This window comes from Glaciimonas sp. Gout2, assembly GCF_035018905.1.
In the GTDB taxonomy this organism is placed as follows: Bacteria; Pseudomonadota; Gammaproteobacteria; order Burkholderiales; family Burkholderiaceae_D; genus Glaciimonas.
Genome location: NZ_JASJXA010000006.1, coordinates 90064 through 112238 on the forward strand (window position 1 = coordinate 90064; position 22175 = coordinate 112238).

At 51.0% G+C, this 22175-nt stretch carries 20 protein-coding genes; 2 read left to right on the forward strand and 18 right to left on the reverse strand.

The window, feature by feature from the left end:
• Window positions 1–109: 109 nt before the first annotated feature.
• The 12 genes from QN379_RS06505 to QN379_RS06560 form a co-directional block, all read right to left on the reverse strand.
• A complete protein-coding gene (locus QN379_RS06505) occupies window positions 110–1078 on the reverse strand; it encodes an NAD(P)-dependent oxidoreductase (protein WP_322234685.1) in 969 nt (322 codons plus the stop codon).
• Between the two features lie 23 nt (window positions 1079–1101).
• The gene (locus QN379_RS06510; protein ID WP_322234683.1) at window positions 1102–2385 is read right to left on the reverse strand and encodes an MFS transporter; all 1284 of its coding nucleotides are present in this window, start codon (window positions 2383–2385) and stop codon (window positions 1102–1104) included.
• Window positions 2386–2508: 123 nt separating this feature from the next.
• The gene (locus tag QN379_RS06515) at window positions 2509–3459 is read right to left on the reverse strand and encodes a sugar kinase (RefSeq protein WP_322234681.1); all 951 of its coding nucleotides are present in this window, start codon (window positions 3457–3459) and stop codon (window positions 2509–2511) included.
• Between the two features lie 101 nt (window positions 3460–3560).
• The gene (locus QN379_RS06520; protein ID WP_323506287.1) at window positions 3561–4328 is read right to left on the reverse strand and encodes a sugar phosphate isomerase/epimerase; all 768 of its coding nucleotides are present in this window, start codon (window positions 4326–4328) and stop codon (window positions 3561–3563) included.
• 241 nt (window positions 4329–4569) lie between these two features.
• On the reverse strand, window positions 4570–5640 hold the full coding sequence (locus QN379_RS06525) for a LacI family DNA-binding transcriptional regulator (RefSeq protein WP_322234677.1): 1071 nt from the start codon (window positions 5638–5640) through the stop codon (window positions 4570–4572).
• A gap of 131 nt (window positions 5641–5771) precedes the next feature.
• Complete coding sequence (locus QN379_RS06530; RefSeq protein ID WP_323506288.1) at window positions 5772–6875, reverse strand: hypothetical protein; 1104 nt, start codon at window positions 6873–6875, stop codon at window positions 5772–5774.
• 3 nt (window positions 6876–6878) lie between these two features.
• A complete protein-coding gene (locus tag QN379_RS06535) occupies window positions 6879–9140 on the reverse strand; it encodes a TonB-dependent receptor (protein WP_323506289.1) in 2262 nt (753 codons plus the stop codon).
• 3 nt (window positions 9141–9143) lie between these two features.
• Entirely contained in the window at window positions 9144–9371 is a 228-nt protein-coding gene (locus QN379_RS06540; protein ID WP_323506290.1) for a hypothetical protein, read from the reverse strand.
• Window positions 9372–9476: 105 nt separating this feature from the next.
• Window positions 9477–10514 (reverse strand): FecR domain-containing protein, encoded by a 1038-nt coding sequence (locus QN379_RS06545; RefSeq protein WP_323506291.1) that lies wholly within the window; start codon window positions 10512–10514, stop codon window positions 9477–9479.
• Complete coding sequence (locus QN379_RS06550; RefSeq protein ID WP_322234668.1) at window positions 10484–11008, reverse strand: sigma-70 family RNA polymerase sigma factor; 525 nt, start codon at window positions 11006–11008, stop codon at window positions 10484–10486. Before QN379_RS06550 ends, QN379_RS06545 begins: the two co-directional genes overlap by 31 nt.
• Window positions 11009–11382: 374 nt before the next feature.
• Window positions 11383–12012, reverse strand: coding sequence for a DUF2145 domain-containing protein (locus QN379_RS06555; RefSeq protein WP_323506324.1), 630 nt, complete (start codon window positions 12010–12012; stop codon window positions 11383–11385).
• A gap of 526 nt (window positions 12013–12538) precedes the next feature.
• Entirely contained in the window at window positions 12539–12874 is a 336-nt protein-coding gene (locus tag QN379_RS06560; protein ID WP_323506292.1) for a hypothetical protein, read from the reverse strand.
• Window positions 12875–13417: 543 nt separating this feature from the next.
• Between QN379_RS06560 and QN379_RS06565 the strand changes: the two genes are divergently transcribed.
• Window positions 13418–14809, forward strand: a complete 1392-nt coding sequence (locus QN379_RS06565; RefSeq protein ID WP_323506293.1) for an amino acid permease — start codon at window positions 13418–13420, stop codon at window positions 14807–14809.
• Between the two features lie 626 nt (window positions 14810–15435).
• Entirely contained in the window at window positions 15436–16119 is a 684-nt protein-coding gene (locus QN379_RS06570; protein ID WP_323506294.1) for a phytanoyl-CoA dioxygenase family protein, read from the forward strand.
• An 817-nt stretch (window positions 16120–16936) separates the two neighbouring features.
• Here the strand turns inward: QN379_RS06570 and QN379_RS23680 are convergent.
• The 6 genes from QN379_RS23680 to QN379_RS06595 all read right to left on the reverse strand — a co-directional run bounded on the left by QN379_RS23680 (window position 16937) and on the right by QN379_RS06595 (window position 22103).
• Window positions 16937–17140, reverse strand: a complete 204-nt coding sequence (locus tag QN379_RS23680; RefSeq protein ID WP_369124711.1) for a PEP-CTERM sorting domain-containing protein — start codon at window positions 17138–17140, stop codon at window positions 16937–16939.
• A gap of 137 nt (window positions 17141–17277) precedes the next feature.
• Window positions 17278–18225, reverse strand: a complete 948-nt coding sequence (locus QN379_RS06575) for a carbohydrate kinase (protein WP_322234659.1) — start codon at window positions 18223–18225, stop codon at window positions 17278–17280.
• 142 nt (window positions 18226–18367) lie between these two features.
• The gene (locus tag QN379_RS06580) at window positions 18368–19621 is read right to left on the reverse strand and encodes an ROK family transcriptional regulator (protein ID WP_323506325.1); all 1254 of its coding nucleotides are present in this window, start codon (window positions 19619–19621) and stop codon (window positions 18368–18370) included.
• A 295-nt stretch (window positions 19622–19916) separates the two neighbouring features.
• Complete coding sequence (locus QN379_RS06585) at window positions 19917–20357, reverse strand: RbsD/FucU family protein (RefSeq protein WP_323506295.1); 441 nt, start codon at window positions 20355–20357, stop codon at window positions 19917–19919.
• Window positions 20350–21144, reverse strand: coding sequence for an ATP-binding cassette domain-containing protein (locus QN379_RS06590; protein ID WP_322234656.1), 795 nt, complete (start codon window positions 21142–21144; stop codon window positions 20350–20352). Before QN379_RS06590 ends, QN379_RS06585 begins: the two co-directional genes overlap by 8 nt.
• A 2-nt stretch (window positions 21145–21146) precedes the next feature.
• Window positions 21147–22103, reverse strand: coding sequence for an ABC transporter permease (locus tag QN379_RS06595; RefSeq protein ID WP_323506296.1), 957 nt, complete (start codon window positions 22101–22103; stop codon window positions 21147–21149).
• Between the last annotated feature and the right edge of the window lie 72 nt (window positions 22104–22175).

The window sequence follows — 22175 nt, forward strand, 5'->3', positions numbered from 1 at the left end:
GCACAGGTAAAAAAATGACGCCCTCTTCAGTATTTCCATTTTAAAAAATAGTGGAAATACTGAAGAGGGCGTTGTGTCATCAATACAGTCAATCAAGATATTGGTCGGGTTAGCGTTTTGGATTGACAATGTTCCCTGAATATTTGCCATCCAAAGCATCAATCAAATTTTGCGCTGCGCAGACCGCCATTGCGTGCCGTGTTTCATGCGTAGCCGAACCGATGTGCGGAAGCGCGACCACATTTTTCATGCGCAATAACGGCGAATCTTGCGGCAACGGCTCGCGCTCAAATACATCAAGCCCTGCGCCCCGAAGCTGACCGTTTTCCAGAGCGGTTATTAACGCCGACTCATCGATAATACTGCCGCGTGAAATGTTGACCAGAATAGCCCGGGATGGCATCAAGGCCAACTCGCGCGCGCCAATCATGCGTTCAGTTTGGGGCGTTAGCGGCACGGTAACACACACAAAATCGGAGGTCTTCAGCAAATCATCGAGCGGTGTAAGTTGCGCTCCGTAGGCTTTTTCGGCAGCGACGTTGGGCGTGCGGTTGGTGTACAACACCCGCATCCCAAAACCACATGCGGCACGTCGGGCGATAGCCCCGCCGATGCGACCCATCCCGATAATACCCAACGTTTTCCCTTGCACGTCGGTACCAAAACACGCCTCGCCGATACTACGCGTCCATTCACCAGCACGCACATAATCGGCCATTTCCACTACCCGCCGTGCAGTCGCCAGAATCAAAGCGAAGCCGGTGTCGGCAGTGGTTTGTGTAAGAACGTCTGGTGTATTCAGCAACGCGATATTGCGGCGGGTCAGATCATCTACATCGAATTGATCGGTCCCGACCGAGATTGTCGAAATCGCCAACAGTTTTGGTGCAGCATCAAGGATCGCGGCATCGATTTTTAAACTCGCACCGATCATGCCTTCGGCGTTGGTTAATGCAGCGATGAACGCCTCCCGATTACCGTCATTGACGCTGTCAAATTGCAGTACTTTAGAGCGCTCTTGCAACATTGCCAGCACATCTTCCGGCACTTTTTTGTAGAGTACGATTATTGGTTGCATAGCTTGTATTTCACCTTGGATAGTTAGCGTGTTGCCGGTTGCAAATGACGCGGCGCGACCACTTCCACTGGCGGTTTTACCCATAGCATCAGCAACACCGACATCAGCAAACCACCTGCCATGAACAGATAGGACGCCAACGGACTTCCGGTTGCGCCATTGAGATACCCGACCACATACGATCCCAGAAAAGAACCGAGCGCACCCATGCTGTTAATCAACGCCATCGCGCCACCGGCAACGTTCTTAGGGAGAAGCTCGGGAACAATTGCAAAGAATGGACCGTAAGGCGCATACATCGCGGCACCGGCAATCACCAGTAACGTGTAAGACCACCAAAAGTGACCGGTCCCGATCAGGAACGAACCCAGAAAAGCACATGCGGCCAACAACAAAGCTGGCCATACAAACAGCTTACGATTCTGCAATTTATCCGACGCCCATGACGACAGCAACATGGCGATGATCGCCGCCAGATAAGGAACTGCGGATAACCAGCCGGTTTCGACCATGCTGATAGACGACGCATTTTTAAGGATAGATGGCAGCCACAATACGAAGCCATACACACCAATACTCCAGCAAAAATATTGCGCACAAAGCTTCATGACCGCTGGCGACTTGAATGCCTCACCATAATTGCGGACCGGCTTCATCGCCGCTTGCTCCAACTCCAGCGCGGCTTTAATATCAGCCTTTTCTTGCGGTGATAACCAGGTCGATTCAGCCGGTTTATCCTGCACAACAAACCACCAGATAACCGCCCATATTACTGCCGGTATACCTTCAGCGATCATCATGTGACGCCAGCCGAAACTGTTGACCAGATAACCTGATAAGACCGACATCCACAACACCGTGACGGGATTGCCTAAGATCAAAAACGTGTTGGCACGTGAGCGTTCGGTTTTGGTGAACCAGTTACAGATATAAATCAACATCGCTGGCATCACCGCTGCCTCGACCACGCCAAGCGTAAAGCGGATCACCATCAGCATGGGGATATTGCTGACCATTCCGGTCATCGCAGCGCACGCGCCCCACAAAATAAGGCTCCAGAAAATCAATTTCTTGACACTTCCGCGCTGAGCATACATAGCGCCCGGAATCTGGAAGAAGAAATAACCCAAAAAGAACAGAGCACCGATCAACGATGACGTGCCATGCGAGACGCCGAGATCGCTGTTAATCCCTGCTGCTGCGGCAAAACCGTAATTGGCGCGATCCAGATATGCCAGACTGTATGTGATAAATATAATCGGCATGATGTACCACCAACGCCGTACTGCTAATGTTTTTGTCTCCATGATTTTCTCTTTAGTTTTGAATCTATGTTGAGAGTGAATTTTAATTTTTGAATTACTTGTTGAATCTTGTTTTTTTATTCAGATCGGCTTCTTAAAAATCATCCAGCCTTCATCCGAAACAAATCAGATTATCGCCAACTCTTCCTGATCCAATCTGGCGCGGGTGGGCAATCCTTCGCTATCGCCGATGACTTGAATAGCCATGCCACCGATACGGTTACCGCGCTCTACCGCAAACGCCAGATCGCGCCCTTCCAGCAGGGCGCTGATCACGCCGACCGCAAAACCGTCGCCCGCGCCGACCGTATCGACTACCTTTGCGACCGGCAATGCTTCGACGGTTAACGCACGGTCGGCGGTGCGTACGTAGGCACCTTTTTCACCTAACTTGATGACGACACCTTTAGCACCGCCCGACAGATAGAAGTCTGCAATTTCACGCGGTGTTTGCAATCCTGTCAAAATCCGTCCTTCCTCTAAGCCGGGCATGATCCAGTCGGCATAGGCGGCCAGCTTATTCAGGCGTGCGATCATCACATCGCGTGAGGCCCATAAGGTTGGGCGCAAATTGGGATCGAAGCTGATACTTTTTCCTGCGGCGCGCATTTCCTGCGCGATATGCAGCGCCAGTTCGAATGAGGTTTCAGAAATTGCCGGCGCTACGCCGGATAAATGCAAATGACGCGCTGCGCCAAAGTATTCCGGTTTATAGTCGGCCAATGACAAATGACTGGCCGCCGAACCCTTACGGAAGTATTCGATTTGCGGATCGCTGCCATCGTCGCTGCGCGACTTTAATTGAAAGCCGGTGCGATAACGGTCATCAATGGTCACTGCACCCGTATCGATGTTCTCGTCGTTGAGTGTCTTGAGGATAAAACGCCCGAAGGAATCCGCGCCGACACGACTGGCCCAGCCAACCTTAAAACCTAAACGCGCCAACCCGATAGCGACGTTAAGCTCGGCTCCCGCGGCCCGTTTGACAAAGGAAGTGACGTCACCCAAATCGCCAGGTTCGGTGGCAACAAACAAGGTCATGGCTTCGCCATAAGTCACAACATCAAGTTCTTTCATTACATTCTCCGTAAATCCTGATATGGCATTTTTAATGCAATCACATCTAAATTAAATAACGTCCAAAGGCAATAACCCTCAATAACCTTTATCGTCCATAGTCAAACCGACCGTAACTGTGCAACATGTTGCTTCGCGGCGGGCCCGATTCCCTGATCAGGCAGCGGGTATTCGATTCCACGCGGGACGGTCTTTGGCAATACTGCCAGACACTTGCGCCAGTAAGCCAGCGTGTCTTCATTGGGCGCGGCCGCAAAACGCCGCATGCCTTCGCCCTCCACGCCTTTGCAATGGATGTAATGCACGTAGGGAGTTAATTGCTGCGCCGCCCGGAGCGGATCTTCGCCCGCCCATATCCAGTTGCCTATATCGAAAGTCATTCCGACAGGCAGTTTTGCCATACTACAAATGGCGAAGAAATTGGTGAAGTCGGCGATTCGTCCACCGGTTTGGAGTTGTCCGTTTTCGACTAATAACGCAACGTCGCTGGCCGCCAATGTGGCGCGCAACACACTAACGTCAACGTCACCCGCGAAATGCCCGAGTTGGAGTTTGAGGGACGATGCGTTTAATGCTTCGGCCTCGCGCAACAGATCCGAAAGTGCATCCAGATTGAGCGCGCCATCGTCGAGAAATAACGGTGTGGGCGCGGAATACACAGCGAACAACTGTTGACTATTGAGCGTTTTTGCCAGCGCTTGCAGCGCGTCAACGCTATGGCAAACGGCATCATGAAATAGCTCGCGCCGGATCTCAATACCATCCGCACCGGCAGCCACCGCAAGCGGCACGAGCGTGGCGTGGCCTTGTTTGATGACGGACTCGATGCCAAAAGATGAGGCGACAATAACGATCTTTGGTAACGGCAAAACTGTCTCCTGATTTGCTGACGGCGCTGTTGGCTCGGTGCAGCAGATGTTCGAATATTTTATTTTTTTACCCTGAATTTCGGGTGACACGTTCCATTATTTTTCAATTCAACGCGATGGAACCGTTTCCATTTTATGACGTAAAAAATTGGTGACTAATTAATTTTCACCATAAAGAAACAATTCATAAGGCAAAAATAGCTTGGAACCGATTCCAAGATAGTCGGTAAAAAATGCCTCGTCAAGGTTTTTTTTGTGATATCTCGTTGAGGGTTGAGCCCCGTATCTTTAACTCGCCCGGAAAACTGAGTACTCGCGCAGAAGTTGCCACACCATCAATACGCTGTATCAAAAATTCGACAGCGGCATGGCCTATATCGAAAGTTGGTTGCCGGATACTGGAAATATCCGCGCCCGCCAAACCTGCCCACTCCGGATCATCAAAACCGAGCAATCCGATATCCTTCGGCCATTGCGCGCCCAATTCACGTAAGGCAAGCGCCGCGCGTAAAAGCACGCGACCGTTACTTGCCAAAATGGCAGTCCGGTGCAAGGCAGTACTCGCCAGGCAGTGCCGCAATGCCGCATCAAGCGTAGCCGGTTCACGCAGATCAACTTCTGAGGTGACACTGAGACATTTTCCGGCGCTGGCATCAACGAGTGCGCGCATCGCGTGGTGGCGTTCCTGGCGACTACTGATCAGTCCGATAGGTTCGGTCAAAAAATGAATTGCCGTATAACCCTGATCCAGCAAATGTTGCGTCGCCAGCCTCGCAGCCTGGTCATTGTCGAGGCCAACCATATCGCATTTAATACGGCTGGCGCGACGATCGATCAACACCAACGGAACGCCAGTGCGCGTGATCGCTTCCAGATCTTCCTCCGGTAGCGCGATTGGATTGACCACCAATCCCTCTACCCGATAATTAGTTAGCAACTCCAGATAGCGTTGCTCAAGCTTCAGTTCGTTGGCCGAATTGCACAACATCAACATATAGCCGTGCTGCTGGCATCCAGCTTCAACACCGCGCATCACCTCGACCGAATAAGGATTGGTGATATCTGCCACGACCATGCCGATCAGACGCGTACGGCCTCGCTTTAAACCACGTGCCATCTGATTCGGCCGAAAATCGAGCTTTTGGATAGCGCGCGCTATCCGTTTACGCAACTCTTCCGACAACGCATCCATCTCGCCGTTCAGATAACGCGAGACGCTGGTTTTGCCGACCTGTGCTTCCCGCGCAACGTCATTGATCGTAGTGGTGCGCGGAATACTGGCGGATGCGCTAAGGTTATTTTTTTTGATCATGGTCTGGTAAGTGTCGGCAAAACAATTTTGCCGCGCCTATTATTCCATGCATGCTAGCGCCTGTGTAACCAATCACATCAGCGCCAGGTCGGCGCTATATTGATATTGCCGCCAGATGCGCATGTGCCGTATTACCGCAATTGCATCGTCAAAACCGAAAACGAGTCCGCATGAAACTGTGGATCTTGCTTCTTCAGGTCCGGCCCCGGAGCTGGTTGCGTAAAATCCATCGTGAACAAATACGCCTGACCGCGTTGAGGGTCGTAAGCCATATTGTGCGCCCAGGGTCGCGTGCCGACAAAACCCAATGTTCGATAGTCATTTGGCCCCGATTGCGCGATCACGGTCAGATTCGCATCTACACCGCTTGCTACCAACAGTCGCCGACGTTTTGCGTCGTAAGCAACTGCATTGACCGCATGCGTGATGGGCAATGATGCCTTTAACGCACCGCTGTCGAGATCGGCCACAACCAAAATAGGTGAGTTGCCGCGACAAGCCACGAACAACCGGCGATTTTGCGGATCAAGCGCCAGTGCGCTTGGCTGCGTACAGCCATCAAAGCGCCAGATTGCGCTAGTCTTCAGACTTGCTGCTGCAATACGCATGACCTTGCCTTCATCCCGCATCGGTAATAATATCGTGCCGTCACCTACAGCGACAAGAGGATCAATTTTCTTGACGTCGACATCTTGTTGCGCGACGATTCTGTCCTCTTTTGGATCGAGGACGAATAAAGTCGACTTGTCTGCACGGCGGCCGCTGGCGATAATCACCCATCCAGTGACGGGTTCGTAGACTGCACTATTCAGGTTTGCGTCGGCTACCGGAATGCGCTTCAGCGTCATCAGATCGGATAACCGCACGATCGTCAGAGAACCGTCCATGTTGGTAATGTAAGCCCGATCCACACTCGGCACGAAAACCACGGCATTTGCGCCCGCACTGTTATCGAGAGAGCGTACTACGCGCTGTTTTTCAACATCAAACACCGTGAGTCCGTTTTCACGGCGGGCAATAAAAAGGTAAGGACGGGTCGGATCTTGTGCCGCAAAACCCCAACTATGACCACTGCCAGGCAGCGTAGTGGTGTGTGTGATCGCCGCTAACAAGCTATTTTCTTGCGCCAGCGCAGAATTGCCGGACAACGCGCCGCCAGCAAACAGGAGCGCTGCACCTAGCGCATTCAAGCCTCGCAGGGCCAGCGATGGAAAAGCATCATTAATCGTTTTCATAGGTCAGAAATCCACACTGGTGACGAACGAGACCTGACGCGCATCGCCGATTGAAACGAAGTACCGATTGACGCCGGACGGGTAGTAAGTCTTGTTGAACAGGTTCTTGATATTTAACTGAAACTTGACGGCCTGACCGCCAATTTTTGCGTCGTAAGTGGCAAACGCATCGGCAACGGTATAACCCGGCATTTCAAAGGTATTGGCAGAATCAATGGCCCGTGCGCCGACATAATGAGCACCACCGCCCACCCGCAATTGGTCATTTCCAAAAATCTGACGTGCATCGTACGCTGCGTACAGCGAGGCCGTTTGTTTGGCTACGTTAGCCAGTCGATAGCCAGCATAAAGCGGATCTTTTGTGGTCTTGGCATTGATGTAGGCATACGTGCCAATCAGACTCCAGCGCTCGGTTAACTGACCCGTAAGATCGACTTCGATACCGCGAGAGGCCGCCGCACCGTTGGTGCGATATTCGTTCAGGTTGGAAGTCGCGTTGTATTGCACAATCTGGACATTCTTCTTTTTTATATCAAATACTGCGATGGCTCCGGTCAGCGCGGTCGTAAAATCAAATTTGGTGCCCAACTCAAACGAAGTCGCCTGTTCTGGTTCAACCGAGGAGTCGATAATATTGCCCGAAAGCAGCGGCGCGATAGTCGACGTTGGCTTCAGCGACTTGGTATAACTGCCATACAACGAGACTTCGTCCGACACCTTATAAATCAGACCGAGACGCGGCAACCATATCGAACCGGTGGTGTTGGTATTTGCAGTAAATGGGCGACCACGACCCGCGATTTGGGACCAAGTCTGATAACGCCCGCCGCCCACCAAAATCCATTTTTTACCCAGATAAAGTGAATCTTGAAAGAATAACGCGCTGTTGTGTAACTGGTCGCTTTGGTCGCTGTCAGAGGCCGAAACGGTGGACACCGACTTGTCCTGACCATATACCGGACGCAAATAGTTGCCATTCGTGGTCGTGGTGCCGCGCAAGAGATCACCCCGGAAAATCCGTCGGTATTCAGAGTCGGCACCAAACTGGATATCATTGCGCAAACCCGCGATATCAACCCTGCCCTGCAAATACGCGGTGCCGTAACTATCCATACTTAACGCGCCATGGGTCGCATCGTGGCTGCGTGTTAGCCCACCTGTGATGATGTTGACGCCGAATAAACGCTGCTGTTCGGCATCATAAGTTTCGCGGTTATAGCTTAAACCGATATGCGCCTTCCAGACATCATTGATCTGGTGATCAACCGTCAGTTGCGCCAAATCCGATTGCCCTTGCATGCGATCATAAGGCTCATCCAGCCGTTGCGTGGCCGGAATATCCAGCGGTCGGCCGGTAGTCGGATTGATGGCTGTACCACGATCAAATGGATACAAAAACTGGCGGTGTTCGTAAGAGGCCACGACTTGCGTATCGCGTCCATACCAGGCTAACGAAGGCGCAAAGAGGGTTTCCCGATGCGTACCGAAATTGCGCCAGTAGTCCTCTTCAACCTGATCGAAGATCAATCTGTAAGCCAGATCACTATTGCCGAAAGCACCAGTCGTATCCAGCGTGACTCCACCGCCATTTTTGCCGCCACCGTAGGTAGAACCGGTGGCCGAAAGCCTGGTATGGCGCAACAGCTCCGGCTTTTTGCTGATCACGTTGACGACGCCACCCGGGTCCATAATGCCGTAGATCAACGACGATGGCCCTTTCAATACTTCGATACTTTCAGCCGCGGCATTAAGTCCGCGGCCCTGCACTAACGGCATGCCGTTATGCATAATTGAACCATCACGATTGCCCCCAAAACCACGTTTCATGATCGTGTCCTGCGTGCCAGCCAAGGTATTTCCCTGTGTGATGCCGCTAACATTGATCAGTGCGTCGTCCATATTGCGCGGGCGCTGGTCGTTCAGAACTTGCGCCGGTACGACGTTGACGATTTGCGGAATGTCCAGCACCGGCGCGTCCGAGCGCAGCGTCGTTGAATTCGGTGCAGGACGATAGCCGCTGCCGGCGGATGCGTTGACCGATATTTCAGGTAATTCCGTCAAGGATGCGTCGCTCACCTGAGGCGCACGGATAATAATGTAGCCACCGTCGTTTTGCACCACTGCGGTCAACCCTGTGCCAACCAGCAACTGCTGCAAACCTTGCGGAACCGCCACATTTGCATGCAACCCCGAACTGGACTTACCTTCCATCAGACTGGCGTCGGCTGACAACAGAATACCGGCCTGACTAGCAAATTGACGCAACGCCTATCCCAACGCGCCAGCGCCAATGTCATAACTTTTAACCACTGCATTGTGTGTCACTGCGGCGGTCCCTTGCGCTTGAGCAGATATCGACGTCAACAATGGAACCGACAGCAGCGCGAACCCGCAGAGTTGCCATACAAAGGGCAACGGCAGCGGGTTCCGAAGGTTATGTAATGTATGACGCTTATTTCGAGACCGGACGGTGTGCGGAGAATGGGATGTAGACATGGAAATCCTTAAGGTAATCATCAATGGCAACAACTGTTTATCCATTGCCAAGCGATATCCCAAAAGCGGAACCATTTTTATAAAAATATTTCTTAACAGAAAATATCAGATCGCTTCTACAGTCACCCACCACGATGATCTGCGTCTGATATGAACCGGCAGCGTTGCTGCCAGCGTCGTCAGAATACGGTCAGTATCGGCCAGCGGATAGACGCCCACCAACCGCAAATGCGCCACTTCGGGAGCGCATCCCAAGTAACCATGACGGTAACGGCCCAACTCTGCCAAAAAATCGTCGAGACGCATGTTGTCCGGTGTCAGCAATGCATTCACCCACGCTGCGCGACTTTCGTCGCTGACTCTGGACGCACCGATCCAGCTAACACCGAAATCACGTGCGAATCCGGCTTGCGCCAACTGGATTGCGTTACTTTTAGCCGGACTGATCTCCACTGCTCCTTCGAACACAGCAACAGCCGACCCGGTTTCCTGATATCGCACGGTAAACCGCGTTCCGAGTGCGCGCACCTGACCGTCTGGCGTGGATACTTCCAGCGGACGGGCAGGAATTTGTGTGTCGTGTGCGCTTTGCACTAATATTTCACCAGCGCGCAATCGTATTTGCCGCGTAGAACCGCTGTAGTAAACATCCACCGCGCTGTCAGTGTTGAGCCACACGACAGTACCATCCTCAAGTGTCAGCTTACGCGTTCGCCCGATATAGGTCCGATATTGCGCTTTCATCGTGGCCAGATAAGTGCGCGCCGAATAGGTATCCAGAGCCGTATCACCAACAGCAACCATGACGCACAGCGCGACCAAAGACTTCACCAACGTGCGTCGCTGGCGCCCGGGTGCCGATAGCGCTGCGTGTGCTGGTACCGCAGACAACAACCCAAACTGTTGATTGACCGCCTCGACACGACTCCACGCCTCAGCATGCAACGGTGTGGCATTGATCCACACAGCCCAACGGCGGTGATCGTAGGCATTTGCTTTCTCGGATCGCAGCACGGCAAACCATTCTGCCGCTTCCTGCAACACGCTAAAGTCTTTTGCGCCCGAACCCGGCGGATTGGCGCGCGGAGGCGGCAGATAAACGCCTTTATCGATCATCCCGCCAACTCCACCAGTAATACGCATTGCAACATTGCCTGCGCCATATATTTGCGCACCATACGATCTGAAACGCCAAGTTGAATCGCAATCTGACCGTACGTCAGCCCGTCGAGTTGCGCCAACAAAAAAGCTTGCCGTGCCTTGGTCGACAACTTATCGAGCATCGTATCAATTTGAAATAAGGTTTCCATCACCAAGGCGCGCTCTTCTGGCGATGGCATTGCCATCTCTGGTCGCGCCGCCAGCGCAGACAGATAAGCCCGCTCCAATGACAATCGCCGCCAATGATTGACGACCAACCCATTAGCGATCGTGCTCAGATAAGCGCGTGGCTCAAGCAGACCTGTTGCAGATTTATTGGCCAACAAACGCACAAATGTATCCTGCGCCAGTTCCGCCGCGTCGTCTCTCGAACCAAGTTTGCGCCATAACCAGCTATACAACCAACCGTGATGATTGCTGTAGATAGTTTTGAAACTCGCAAGCGTATTGTTTAACGGAGTGCTGGAGCTGGACACGATCGGGACGCGATGACGCGCGGTTAACAAAGCTTGTTAAGGTAAAACCAGAAGGGATGAAAGTTGCGCAAGAGAAACGCTTCTTGGGCAATTATAATAGAAATGATTCGCATTTACTACTTGTTAACGATTTATCTTAGGAGCAATGCGAAATTTTCTTATATTTAATTGAAGGCAAAGGGAGATGAATTGCCAACGTGGGAGTCTGAGGTGAATGGACTTCTCACATTGCCAATGATGTTAAAGGACTATTGTGCTGACTTTGACAGTCCGATAGGTTAAAAAGCGCGCCAAGAACTTAATGTTATTACTTCAATCCGCTTCGGCACCAAAAAGTTTAAGCGGTGACGAAGCGTGGATTAGGTCCTAACTTTTTACGGACGATCAGGCGCTTCGCATGGATACGCAGCCAATGCAGTAGATGGCGGCGCTACTTCAGGCTCCGCCACAACGATTAGCTTTGCTGCAGGATCAATTTTTTTCAGGAAATGCGTCATTGACACCACGCTGACGATGTCAATTTGATCCGCGTATCGCCGCTTGCCAGGGTGATCGTCGAACACAATATTTGCACGAAACATGCGACCGCCTAGCCTTGTCATCGGACCAAGCGCCAACGTGGTGGGTTCATATTCCATCAACTTTAACCATTGTTGCGCTTTTTCACGGCCGTCTATTTTTACGTTTTCAGCAAGCATAACGGTTAGCAATTCCAATACCCATTGATTCGAATTTTCATAACGGGTCGCAAATGGATAGGCCAGCATGTTGTAATGCGGGGTAAATAAAGCAAGATAATCGGCTGGATTTGAAAGCTTTGCCAGAATTTTTTTCTGCGCCGCCGGAGACGGAATCATTAACAGCGAATCGAAGCTAAATAAATCATCAAGGAAAAAATTAGCCAAACCCTCTTTCCAGATTGCCGAGGTAGCAGTACCGCATGCGTTGAGCAAATGCATGGTGCGCCAAGTACCAGATGCTGGATCTTTAAGAACGAAAGCAATGTGGGAATAACGTCATCCGTACTTAGACAAATCCGAGCCGACGCGGGCAATTAACGCAACTTGTGGCTGTTCCTTGTCTAGTGTTTTTGAAAGCTTGCTAGCGCTATTGAAGGCCATCCGGACAGAGCTGGGACTCGGGGTCGTTTCTGAACAGCTTTGGCCCGCAAATACCGCATTCTGTAATGCCAAGATCAAGACCAAACCACTGATAAGTCGAAGGATCATACGGTCCTTTTTTAATGAGAAAGTTTAGTTTGATAGAGCAAGCTTTCATCAACGGCATTGGAGCAATCCTGGCCGAAGTTTTTTGTTGATCTTTGTCTAGACACGACATGATTGGTGCGGCGGGAAACTATCGTCAGACATTGCGGCGACGAGATCGGCGCGGAATGCATTTGAATTAGAGGCCGCCTGTGCACACGCACACCGACACGACATCAATCAAAAAGTCCGGTTCTTTGGTATTCGGCGCATCATCTTAGCGCTGGGTAAATCTAAATGGACAGCCCCTTCAACCAACTCGAATTCAATGGACTAGCCGACCAAAGGCGCGACGCAGTAATCCGCGAGTGGCACCAATAGCTGTGCCGAGTAAACCTAACATCATGAGGCTTGCGCCAAGCCCGAATTGGCGCGGCATTTCGCCGCTGGTTGGTGAGTCCGGAGCGACAAAGATCATACCCGTCGTCCCGACAATGATAAGCCCTGCGCAGGTTATCCAGTACCAGCGTCGGCGAACGGATCGACACCCTTTCCAGATAGAAAAAAACAGGCAGGAAAAGTAAAGCGAAGCAAACAGGCAGATGAAAATCATTTCCACACCCGTCCACGCATTGGGATTTGCCTCCGCACCTGACAACATATATTTATCCTCGTTTGATCATAAATGCAAAATTAGCGACAACTGACTCGTCCTTCTCGGCATTGCATCAGATCAATTCGTTAAAAGCAATACACATATTTTGTCCGAAAAAACTTCTTATCGAAACATTAAGCAAAATCCTGGACACACACTTTGACACACGGCTTGACTCCCGGTTCAGAAGCCGGCGACATTTTTAATATCCCCTTAAAGCAGTTGTCATAGCTGCTTATCTATTCATGATTTATTGCTGAAATTCAACTGTTTTTTGGTTACAAATCTTACTTACTGAGCGTTAGCATAGCGCTACATTGAATTAGATGGCCTTTTTGCAGCAATAAACACCGGCTGGAGGAATCGTCGGTAAGGAAATAATCGTGGCGCAGAGGGCGCTATGACATCTTAAAACGATGCTTCCTTAGCCGCTAACGCATTGCGTTCAAAAATATTAACAGCAGGTCCGGGACAAGGCTACGTCAGATTGCCGTTCCAAAAATTGGCAATCTGATTGTCCATACGTTAAAAAAAACAGGAGATGAAACAATGAAAAAAACCGATCAGGGCCTTCATCGTGGCTTGGGCGAACGCCAGATTCGCCTCATGGCACTTGGCGCAGCAATCGGCGTCGGGCTGTTCTTAGGATCAGCCAATGCAATCAAAATGGCTGGACCCGGCATTATGCTGGCCTACATTATCGGCGGTGCAGTCATATTTCTGATCATGCGCGCACTGGGTGAAATGTCCGTACACAACCCGGTTGCAGGATCGTTCAGCCGCTATGCAAAAGACTATATAGGCCCGTTGGCGGGATATCTGACTGGCTGGAACTACTGGTTTTTATGGCTGGTGACGTGTATCGCAGAAATTACCGCCGTCGGTATTTACATGGGTATCTGGTTCCCTGACGTGCCACGCTGGATTTGGGCATTAGCCGCATTAGCCGCGATGGGTTCCGTCAATCTATTAGCGGTGAAAGCGTATGGTGAATTTGAATTCTGGTTCGCATTGATCAAAGTGGTCACCATCGTACTGATGATCGTCGGTGGCTTTGGCATGATCATTTTTGGCCTCGGTAATCATGGCGTTGCCATCGGTATTTCGAATCTATGGAGCCACGGAGGATTCTTACCCCACGGCGTACAAGGCGTGCTCATGTCATTTCAGATGGTCATGTTTGCCTATTTGGGCGTAGAAATGATCGGCCTGACCGCGGGCGAAGCAGCCAATCCCAAAAAATCGATCCCGGATGCCATCAACTCGGTGTTCTGGCGCATTCTGATCTTTTACGTCGGCGCGCTGTTTGTCATCCTATCGATCTATCCATGGAATGAAATTGGCGTCCAAGGCAGTCCGTTCGTCATGACCTTTGAGCGCCTTGGCATCAAGACTGCCGCTGGCATCATTAACTTTGTCGTCCTCACCGCTGCGCTATCGTCATGCAACGGCGGCATTTTCAGCACCGGTCGGATGTTGTTCAATCTGGCAGAACAAGGTCACGCACCACGCGCATTTGCTGAAACATCGGCCAACGGCGTGCCACGCTGGGCGGTCCTGACATCGGTCGTTGCGCTGTTATTCGGAGTATTGCTAAACTATCTGGTGCCAGAAAAAGTGTTCATGTGGGTCACCTCAGTGTCAACCTTTGGCGCGATCTGGACATGGGGCGTGATTCTGGTCACGCAAATGCGCTTCCGCGCATCTTTGTCTCCAACCGAACGGAAAGCGCTCGCTTTCAAGATGCCTTTCTGGCCTTATGGCTCATGGATCGCATTGGCATTTTTAGCGCTGGTAATAGGTTTGATGGCCTATTTCCCGGACACCCGCGTTGCGCTCATGGTTGGTCCGTTATGGCTGGTACTGTTGACCATCCTGTATTACGCGCTGCGCCTTGCGCCGCACCACAATCAGGGCGTGAGTGGCGTCAGGGCGAGATAATTACCGTTGTTGCGCTGTGCAAGAGAGGGCGTTTGTTTTGCCCTTTCTTTGCTTACAGTGGCTTTTTTGTCGTTCACCAAAGTCACCAACGCCTATTCTTTGCATATAGTTTGGCTCAACACGCGCCATGATTTAAACCATGCGAATCGTCCGTAGAATAAATTCTCAATTGCTTGGTACAAAGGTAGTTTTGTCGCGATGTGAAGCGGCTTCCAGTGTAGAACGCCCCTCTAAAATTTCCCCTGCTTTCAAAAAATTAGCACTTTTATTTCCGTCTTGAAATAGTCGTCGCGACAAACATCGTCATAAGACATGACGTCAGAATCATAGCCGGTCGGGCCAATGACGGCGCACATCACCGCAACCATCTTTAAACGAATAAATCAGCGCTTCCCTGGACAAACCAGCGGCTTATTGCGGTAAACGCTCTCTGCGCCCTTGGCGTTCACCGCGTTCTCTGAGCTGGGTAAAAGGCGGTGATGATCGCCCATTATGGCTATCCCCAGCCGTTTGCTCCGAAAGCTTTGCGCACGTATTCGCCATCTCAAATATTTTCCTTGCAGGGTAGTAAATACGGCTATCCTCTACCATTCGATATTTAATTATAAACTTTCGGTCAGGTTCCCATGTCCATTCCAAATCAACTTAGCATGCACGATCTGGCGCAGTTTTTTACAAACGGGTATTTTCGTTTTGTTCAACCGAATGGACCGGAAGTTGTGGATCGAGTATTGGCTGCGGCCAATAGATTAAGAGCGGCATATCCCAATGGATTTGATCATTCTGAGGGTTTTGGATCGACAAAGATGCTCCCCCGAACAACGCCGCCCTTACCCAACGATCGCGCCCCTACGCTGATTTATCATAACGCTGGTTTTATAGAGCCGGATCTTTTTTTGCCTTTACAAAATCCTGCTGTTTATGAAACCATAGAGCGGGTCGTTGGCCGGGATTTTTATTTGTCCAACGTATGGCTACAAGTAGTTCCTCCGGGCACTGGAAGAATGGGCTATCACAAAGACGAGCATGGTTCTGTGTCTATCACGATGCCGTTGGACGATATTGGTTGGCGCAGCGGCAGTACCTGCCTCGTTCCTGGCACTCATCGGAATACGCCACCACCTGTTTTTTGCATGTCAAACATCATGCTTGATCACAAGCGCGAAGCCCAGTTGACCGGTGCAGCTGGCGACGTCATCTTTTTTACACCTGAAGCATGGCATGGACGCGCAGAAAATTCGACCGATACATCGACTTGTCGTTTATTTTTTAATTTTTATAGTCGTTCAAGTCGCGATTCGACCCGCTAGAGTCCATGTATCCCTGCTGAACAAGTGGCCCACGCAGCCGAAGTAATACCTTTCCCTTATAGACATATGTTTCGTATTGATCCTGCTCCACGAAGCGAAAATCTTCAGCAAAGCAAGTTCATGGCATGGGTGACCCATAACGGCTCATCTTCTTCCTCCTCTGCATTGTCTGCGCTTCTACGCGAGTATTTTTATTGGAAGGGTGCCATCAAAGCGCCGATAGGCACGGATGCCCGTGGAACTGATCTCCCTTCTTATCGGACCACCATCACCGAAAGTGAAAGGTTTTCCGTCTTTTACTATATTCGGCATTTGGATCCAGTCCGAACAATCAAAAATACTGTGCGATTGAGCTTGGAGTATTGGATGTCGGTGTGCAGATTGCGGGCAAAACCAGTAGAAAAAGGTGGAGAGTAAAGCATTGCTCGACTGGACCGAATCACTGACGATTGGGTTTATTGCACCAACGTTGCAAAGCCAAGGCATCTTCACACTTACCTCAATAAATTGGACGTGCGGATCGATTTAGTTTGAAAGATCGCTCTAGCATTTTTGGTGCTCGTAATAGGTTTGATGGACCATCTCTCAAACGCCGCGTTGTGCTCATGGCTGGTCCGCTATGGCGAGGTGGATTTTTCAGGTCCCTCAACACGCAAGATCGAGAAAAAGTCAGCGAGTCAGCGATAGTAAATAAAAAAGCGAACCCGTTAAGGTTGGCGCTTTGTCAGTGTTGCAACGTTGGGCAATTCGACGACATAAAGCACTGGTAAACGAAAAACGACGCACGCGGCGGCGTTTGAACGGCACCAGAAAAGATCTATGCGTTTTTGTTTTTCGATGATTTGCGGCGGGATGCTACAAAACCGAAAAGACCTCGTCCAAGCAATGCCAGGCTTGTTGGTTCAGCAACGGCGTTACTTGCAAACGAAATGTCATCCATTCCAATTGTGTCGCCCGTGGTATTTCCGTTATAAGAAAACACAACCGAACGTATGTCATTATCAGAATCAGTGACACCCATAAACAGAGTTTATTATTCTGGAAATTTAGAATATCTAAAACCGATGTGTATCCGAGGTTCAGGCCCGTCCCATTGACTCCACTGTATGCTGTCAGGGTCATAGGGTCGGTGGATTGATCAATCATGCCAATCAGAATTCAGAGACTAGGAACAAATTGCTCAGTCTCTTCCCAAGACGCAGGATCACAACCCACTCGCGTAATGTTAATACTGGCCGCTGCAATCGCGTGTTGAAGTGCACCGCGCAAAAAATGTTGATCAACTTGGGCCAGTTCCCGGGATGAGGTCAACTTGTCCGAACGCCTTAGATAAGCGATCAATCCGGCATGAAAACAATCGCCCGCCCCGACCGTATCAACCACATTTAGCGCTCCTGGAGTCGGCAATTCGACCTGATGAGCACGCGTCAGCAATGCGGCACCTTGCGCACCGCGCGTCAATGCAATCAGTTGCAACGTTGATGCTTGAAATAAAATGTTGGCCAGTTCGGCAAGGGACGGCGCGCCAAAACCAAGAATCTCCAGATCCTCGTCACTGACTTTGACGATATGCGACTGGGCAATAGCGCGTTTGACGCCTTCAATATAGTCATCACGATGTGCCACCGCCAGCGGTCGCAAATTGGCATCAATCGACACAATGGCACCACGATTTTTTGCTTCGTCTATCGCAGTGAGGATCTTTTCCAGATCATCCGGGACCAATGCCAGTCCGCCCGTGTGCAGCAATTCCATGCCTTCTGGGAAGCGTGAAATCAACATCTCGGCGCTGACATCCCTATCCGCCACCGCTTCACGGTGAAAGGCGTAAGTCGGCGAACCTTGCGCATCAAGACTGACCACCGCGAGCGAAGTCGGCCACGAACTCGTTGCGTTTGCACCCAGATGGACGCCATTGTCGGTAAGAAGAGAATAAAATTTCTTCCCGAACTTATCTTGTGACAGCGGGTTGAGGTAGGCGGTGGGGACGCCTTGTCGCGCTAATCCCACCGTGAAATTACATACCGAACCACCAAGACAGGCTTGAAAACGCCCGTCCGGTTGCTCGATCAAATCCACCAGTGCTTCCCCTATTGTCGCTATCATAATATTCTCGTTATTCGCTCATTGATGATAAAACCGACTCGTTGCATTAGCCGGTGGCGTAACTGTGTTGGGACCTACCTTTTGGTTGCCAGCAACCACCTTCAGTGTCGAACAATGACGAATCCAGCAAGTGCTTTCAACGTTAATTGCTTAACTTGAGAAACAGATCCCGATCCGGGGCAAAGTTGGCATACAGCGGTAACAGCGCGCCACCTATTGCCCGGGCGTCCGAGCCGATAGTACCGGCGAGGATTTCCGGACGCATAACCCCTTCCCAATTGTAATAGCCGAGCGAAATTTCTACTTCTTCAAGGAGTTTTTCGAGCAGTGTTCGATCACAAGAGCCATCGATAATAATTTTGTCCAAATCCAGCAAACAGGTTGCGCTGTTGATCGCAAGTGCAATCGCACGCGCTGCATCGTCGAGCCAGGCGCGCGTATGCGTGGCCCAAGGCGCTTGCAATGCGCGGGCATCAAAGCACGCAGCCTGGTCCAGCCCCGCGGCGCCAAATAATTGTTCCAGTTTGAACAGCGACGCATCACTCAACAGTTGATCAGGTGCCGTTTTGCTGTCACTTTTCGCCAGCCCGAGCGGGATCGAGGCAAGGGCGCCAGCGTTCCCATGAAGACCGCCTCGCAAATGACTGTCGATGACAAGGCCGCCGCCGATAAAGGTATCAACAAACACATACAAGAAACTTTTAATACTTCTGCCACGCCCAGCGACCAGTTCCGCAACACAGGCTGCCGCAGTGTCTTTGGCGAACTCGACCGGCAGGTTTGTCATTCCTTGCACGCGTTCCCTGATATCAAGCTGCTTCCATTTTTCGGCTTGCTCGGGAGGCATGCCGAGAAGCGTTTGCCACCCACCCAACGCCAACGGTGCTGCGATACCGATACCGCTGAGTCGCCCTGCGCGTCTAGGACCCAGCAGCCCATTCATATTCTTGAGTTGCTGTTCAATTTCGTTAAACAACACATCGGCGTCGGGAAACGCGTACGACAACGATGACCGCTCGCGTGCGTTTCCGACAAAGTCGACCAGCAACACGTCCAGACTACGGCGACCAATCTTGATACCAATAGAAAAAGCACCGTCCGGATTGAGCGCTATCGGGACGGATGGTTGGCCAACCTTGCCGCGCAACGGTGCAAGCTTTATCACCAATCCTTCTTCGAGCAGACGATTAATGATGATTGAGATCGTTTGCGTACTGAGCTTGGTGAGTCGGGCAAGGTCAGCTTTTGGCATACTGCCGTGAAATCGTATTGCTTGCAGTACAACGCGCTCATTAAACTGACTCATTCCAATCTGATTTGAACCACGCGGTCTGAGCCATTCGCTGTCGTCGTCGACTGGCTGGCTCACCGATGATTCCGTGTGTTCATTTTTCATGTTCATAGAAGCGGCGCTTTACCGCTTCCTTTCTGAGGTAAGAGTATGAATTTCTTGCGCATTATCGTCAATTTGTGCTCCTTGCAGGAGAGCATCAGCGGCATAATTACACACTTTTCCATCCGCGTGCCGGTACAACACATTTCCCTCGCAAGAGAGCACTTCTGCGTGACAAGGCATTCAGGTTTGCGCGACATGGAAGTGGTTAGTTTTCAGCATCGCCCTTGTGGGGTGCATCTTACCGTCTCTCAATGTGTCAACTTCAGTGTGCTGCTAATTGTTACGCTACTAATTGTCAGTTAATGACGCCTTTTTTGAAAATAAAATTGGCGTAAGATTGCATCTCACCCGTTTGCACAATCGCGTAAGCTTGCTTAACCCGCTCATAAAAACTGAACCGCTCCATCGCTTCGCATTGTTCCGGCCTAGCCAAATCGCCCGCTTCCAACAACACAATCACCGATAACTGAACCGTCGACGTGAATCCGGCCGGGCTATCAGACACTTGCATGTAAGCGACCGGCTGCGTCACTGCGGCATCTAACGGAAATACCGACAACACGGCTGCACAGGTTCGATACAAATCGCATCCCGGCAACCTGACAATCGGTTTTCCCCGCCCCAACGACTCGGCAGTGAAGTTGGCATCTACCACCGCAACTTCATCCCCGTGCCCCATTTCACAGAGTATTTTCAGCAATTCCGGCGATAACAGCGCGTCGATACCTTTAAGCATGGGCATCTTTCGGCAGGTCTTCAGGATTTTTTGCACCGGTCATTACGGCAACCGTGTCTGACATGCTGATGTGCTTGGGATCGACTACTGCCACGCGCTTGCCTAACCGCTGAATGTGAATGCGGTCGGCGATCTCGAACACATGCGGCATATTGTGACTGATCAGTATCACCGAAAGGCCCCGATCCCGCACCCGTCGAATCAGTTCAAGCACCATATTGCCCTCTTTGACGCCCAACGCCGCCGTCGGCTCATCAAGAATCACGACGTGCTTGGCAAACGCCGTACTACGGGCTACAGCAACACCCTGACGCTGACCGCCGGATAAGGTCTCTACCGCCTGATTCATGGAACGGATACCGATTTTCAGATCCTGCATATGCTTGATTGCTTCTGCCAGCATTTTCTTCTTATCGATCACCTTCAGAAATTTTCCCAGAAAACCGGCTTTCAATATCTCACGCCCAAGAAACAGATTTTCAGCAATGGTCATCGCTGGCGCGACAGCCAAATCCTGATAAACCGTCTCAATCCCATAGCGACGCGCATCAATCGGCGAGCGAAACTGGACCCGTTGACCGTCCAGCAGCATCTCTCCGGAATCGGGAACGAGAGCGCCCGATAAAGCTTTAATCAGACTGGATTTGCCAGCACCGTTATCACCAATCACGGCCAGAATTTCACCGGCACGCAGATCAAAATCGACGCCATCAAGCGCAGTCACATGCCCGTACCGTTTGGTAATGCCACGTGCCTGAAAAATGATGGCTGAATTATTCGTCGTCATTTTCAACCTTTCTTGTGCGTGAATTGGTCGGTAGCAACTGCCAGAATGACCAGAATACCGGTTACCATCACCTGAAACACGGATGGCACGCCCATCAGGGTCAAGCCGTTGCGGAATACGCCCACAATCATGACGCCGATCAGCGTACCGCCAATCATGCCGCGTCCACCGAACAGACTAGTACCACCCAGCACCACCGCTGTGATGCTATCCAGATTATCGGTCTGGCCCGCTTGCGGATCGCCCACGCCCATACGGGCGACAGAAAGAAGTGCGGCAATGCCGTATAACAAACCGGCCAGCATATACACATTGAGTAATACGCGATCGGTCGCAATACCGGTCAGCCGTGCCGCTTCACGGTTATTGCCGACGGCATAAATATGCCGTCCTGGCGCAGTATCACGCAGATAAAACCACGTCAGCAGATACAGCCCCAACATCAGCACCGTGCCGTAGGTAATATTGGTCTGGCCGATATGAAAGGTATTGCCAAAGAATAGTAATGCGTCTGGCAGATTGGTCACTGTTTGCGCCCCGGAATACACCTGCGTAATCGCAAAGACAATATTCATCGTGCCGAGTGTGACAATAAATGCAGGTAATTTGACCTTGGTCACTAACGCGCCATTCAGGTAGCCAACCAACGTGCAGGCCATTAACCCGCATATCACGGCAAGATACGGATGCACGCCGTGTTCGGTAGCGAATTTGGTCATCACAACCGAACCTAACGCCATTGCCATGCCGCAAGACAAATCAATACCGGCCGTCAAAATAATTAGCGTCTGGCCTATGGCAATCACACCAACCACCATCACTTGTTGCAGAATCAGAGAAAAATTTTGTCCACTCAAAAAGCGGTCGGATTGCGTTGAAAAAAACAGACATGCGGCTAATAGCGCAATACACGGCCCCAGCGAAGACAGCGGAGGCAAATGATCTAAGTAACGCTTCATAAATTGGTATCCTTATTGGTTCAGGAAATGGGCTGGCGGCGATTAGCTTTAAAAGCGACCTTGCAATCATCT

Excerpts from the sequence above, each read along its gene's own strand:
- QN379_RS06530 (WP_323506288.1), bottom strand. The coding sequence starts at position 6,875 with ATGAAAACGATTAATGATGCTTTTCCATCGCTGGCCCTGCGAGGCTTG.
- QN379_RS06540 (WP_323506290.1), bottom strand. The coding sequence starts at position 9,371 with ATGTCTACATCCCATTCTCCGCACACCGTCCGGTCTCGAAATAAGCGT.
- QN379_RS06510 (WP_322234683.1), bottom strand. The coding sequence starts at position 2,385 with ATGGAGACAAAAACATTAGCAGTACGGCGTTGGTGGTACATCATGCCG.
- QN379_RS06565 (WP_323506293.1), top strand. The coding sequence starts at position 13,418 with ATGAAAAAAACCGATCAGGGCCTTCATCGTGGCTTGGGCGAACGCCAG.
- QN379_RS23680 (WP_369124711.1), bottom strand. The coding sequence starts at position 17,140 with ATGGGTGTCACTGATTCTGATAATGACATACGTTCGGTTGTGTTTTCT.
- QN379_RS06585 (WP_323506295.1), bottom strand. The coding sequence starts at position 20,357 with ATGCTTAAAGGTATCGACGCGCTGTTATCGCCGGAATTGCTGAAAATA.
- QN379_RS06515 (WP_322234681.1), bottom strand. The coding sequence starts at position 3,459 with ATGAAAGAACTTGATGTTGTGACTTATGGCGAAGCCATGACCTTGTTT.
- QN379_RS06545 (WP_323506291.1), bottom strand. The coding sequence starts at position 10,514 with ATGCGTATTACTGGTGGAGTTGGCGGGATGATCGATAAAGGCGTTTAT.
- QN379_RS06525 (WP_322234677.1), bottom strand. The coding sequence starts at position 5,640 with ATGATCAAAAAAAATAACCTTAGCGCATCCGCCAGTATTCCGCGCACC.
- QN379_RS06595 (WP_323506296.1), bottom strand. The coding sequence starts at position 22,103 with ATGAAGCGTTACTTAGATCATTTGCCTCCGCTGTCTTCGCTGGGGCCG.
- QN379_RS06575 (WP_322234659.1), bottom strand. The coding sequence starts at position 18,225 with ATGATAGCGACAATAGGGGAAGCACTGGTGGATTTGATCGAGCAACCG.
- QN379_RS06590 (WP_322234656.1), bottom strand. The coding sequence starts at position 21,144 with ATGACGACGAATAATTCAGCCATCATTTTTCAGGCACGTGGCATTACC.
- QN379_RS06580 (WP_323506325.1), bottom strand. The coding sequence starts at position 19,621 with ATGAAAAATGAACACACGGAATCATCGGTGAGCCAGCCAGTCGACGAC.
- QN379_RS06560 (WP_323506292.1), bottom strand. The coding sequence starts at position 12,874 with ATGTTGTCAGGTGCGGAGGCAAATCCCAATGCGTGGACGGGTGTGGAA.
- QN379_RS06570 (WP_323506294.1), top strand. The coding sequence starts at position 15,436 with ATGTCCATTCCAAATCAACTTAGCATGCACGATCTGGCGCAGTTTTTT.
- QN379_RS06505 (WP_322234685.1), bottom strand. The coding sequence starts at position 1,078 with ATGCAACCAATAATCGTACTCTACAAAAAAGTGCCGGAAGATGTGCTG.